Consider the following 2,259-nt stretch of genomic DNA (forward strand, 5'->3'; position numbering starts at 1 on the left):
CAGTATCCAGGCCGCGAAGACCGCATCGACGACGCGCCGGTCCCGGAGATCGGCGATTTCGCACAGGCGGCGGCGGATGCCCTGCGCAATGCCGTGCGCGGCAGGATCGCACTGTTCGGGCACAGCATGGGGGCGACGCTGGCCTTCGAGACGGCCCGTCTGCTGGAACGGTCGGGCGTTGCCGTCACCCATCTCTTCCTTTCCGGTCAAACGCCGCCGCACCGTCATCGCGCGACGCATTTCCACCGGCAATCCGACGAGGTTCTGCTGGACGAGGTCCGGCGGCTCGCCGCCACGCCGATGGAAATCTTCGACATCGCCGAAATCCGCGAGCTTCTGCTGCCGATCATTCGCAACGACTATCGGGCGATCGAAACCTATCGGGCGGTCGATATGGGGCGCCTGCTCTGTCCGATGACGGTCCTGCTGGCGGATGCGGATACCGAGGTGAGCCTGGACGAAGCCGGCGGCTGGGCGCGTCACAGCCACGGCCGAACGACGATCCGCCAATTCGCCGGCGGCCATTTCTACCTTGTCGAGCGCTGGCGGGACGTGGTGGCGGCGATCCTGGCCGAGCTGGGCTGTGCCGCCGACGGCCATCCTCCCTCCGTCGGATGGCCGTCCACACCGTAATCCCGGGCTTGGAGGCCGTTGCCGGCCAAGCGCGATCTATAAAGGAGTGTTGAGCATGAAGAGTCCGGAGCAATGCGCGGATCTCCTGGATGTCCGCAAGGGCATCGATACCATCGACCGGCAGATCGTCATCCTGCTGGGCGAACGCCTGCGTTACGTCCATGCCGCCGCCGCTTTCAAACCGACGGTGGAGAGCATCCCGGCGCCGGAGCGGGTGGCGGCGATGATGGTCGAACGCCGGAGCTGGGCCGTGGAGGCCGGCCTTCCGCCGGACTTCGTCGCGGGCTTGTTCGCGATGATCGCGGATTGGTACATCGCGACACAGACCGCCTATTGGCGCGCCAAGCGCGACGCGTGACGGAGGATACGCAATGCTGTCCGATTGTCTCGCGATCCGTTTGCGTGAAGCCCTGCAGGGTGCGCGGCGGCAGGCGGAGCTGCACGGCGAAACGGTGCTGGCCACGGCGAGCGCGCCGGTCGATCGGTGTGCGTTCGACCTGCCGTCGCTCTTCGCGTCGAGTCCGAAGCGGTTGCCGGCCTTCCTTTGGCTGGGCACCGGGGACCACGGCATGGTCGGTCTGGACGTCGCATGGGAGGCCGTGGCCCAGGGGGAGGAGAGGTTTTCCGCAATCGCGGCGGCGTGGCGGCTGGTCGCGGCCAACGCCTTTGTGGTCGGGGAGGAGGGGCCGGTTGCCCTCGGCGGGTTCCGCTTTGACCCGCAACGGCCGATTTCGGATTTGTGGCGGGGCTTTCCCGATGCGGTGCTGAGTGTGCCGCGCATCGTCCTGCGTCTGCGGCAGGGCCGGGGGCAAGCGGTCATCAGCGAAGCGGTCGACCGCGCCACGGACGTCGAAGTCCGCCTCACCGCGCTGTTGGATGCATGGTCCCGCCTGCGGGTGTTGGACACGCATCCGGATTCCATCGAAAGCGTCGTGCCGGAACTGCATGAGAGACCAGGGGATCGGCCGGCCTGGACGGCACTGGTCGATCGGGCGGTCTCGACGATCGAGCGCGGGGAACTGGACAAGGTGGTCGTGGCGCGAACCGTCGATATGACCTTCTCGGCATCGATTCCGACGGGACCGGTTCTGGATCGGCTTCGCGAGGCGAATCCCAAGGCGAGCATTTTCGCGTTCCAACGGCATGGAGCCTGTTTTGCCGGGGCCACGCCGGAAACGCTTCTGACCATGGAAAACAACAGGTTCCAGACGATGGCGCTTGCGGGCAGCATCGGCCGCGGCGCCGATCCCGACGATGACCGCCGCGAGGGGGAGCGGCTGCTGGGCAGCGCGAAGGATCGGCGGGAGCATCGTCTGGTCGTCGAGACGCTGCGCCGGGCACTGGAGCCGTGCTGCACGGAGATTCAGATCGATGCGGCGCCAACCCTGCACAAGCTGCCGCGTGTCCAGCATCTGATGACCCGCTTCGGCGGCAGGGTGCGCGGCGGTACGTCGCTGATCGAACTGGTCGGCAGGCTCCATCCGACGCCCGCGGTCGGGGGCGTGTCCCTGGAAACGGCGCTCGACTTCCTGCGCCGCCACGAGCAACTTGACCGCGGGTGGTACGCGAGCCCGGTCGGATGGATCGACACCGAGGGAAACGGCGAATTCTTGGTCGCGTTGCGGT

The 2,259-nt window shown here is 67.2% G+C and carries 3 protein-coding genes; all 3 read left to right on the plus strand.

Annotated features, from left to right (window positions below):
* The coding region (locus tag I71_RS07575) for a thioesterase II family protein (RefSeq protein ID WP_042693431.1) at positions 1 to 633 on the plus strand (633 nt) is incomplete at its 5' end.
* A gap of 55 nt (positions 634 to 688) precedes the next feature.
* The gene (locus I71_RS07580) at positions 689 to 991 is read left to right on the plus strand and encodes an isochorismate lyase (RefSeq protein WP_042693433.1); all 303 of its coding nucleotides are present in this window, start codon (positions 689 to 691) and stop codon (positions 989 to 991) included.
* A gap of 13 nt (positions 992 to 1,004) precedes the next feature.
* Positions 1,005 to 2,259, plus strand: a 1,255-nt coding sequence (locus I71_RS07585; protein WP_049975975.1) for an isochorismate synthase, incomplete at its 3' end; no start/stop codon positions are given.

This window comes from Azospirillum sp. B506 (assembly GCF_000333595.1).
In the GTDB taxonomy this organism is placed as follows: Bacteria; Pseudomonadota; Alphaproteobacteria; order Azospirillales; family Azospirillaceae; genus Azospirillum.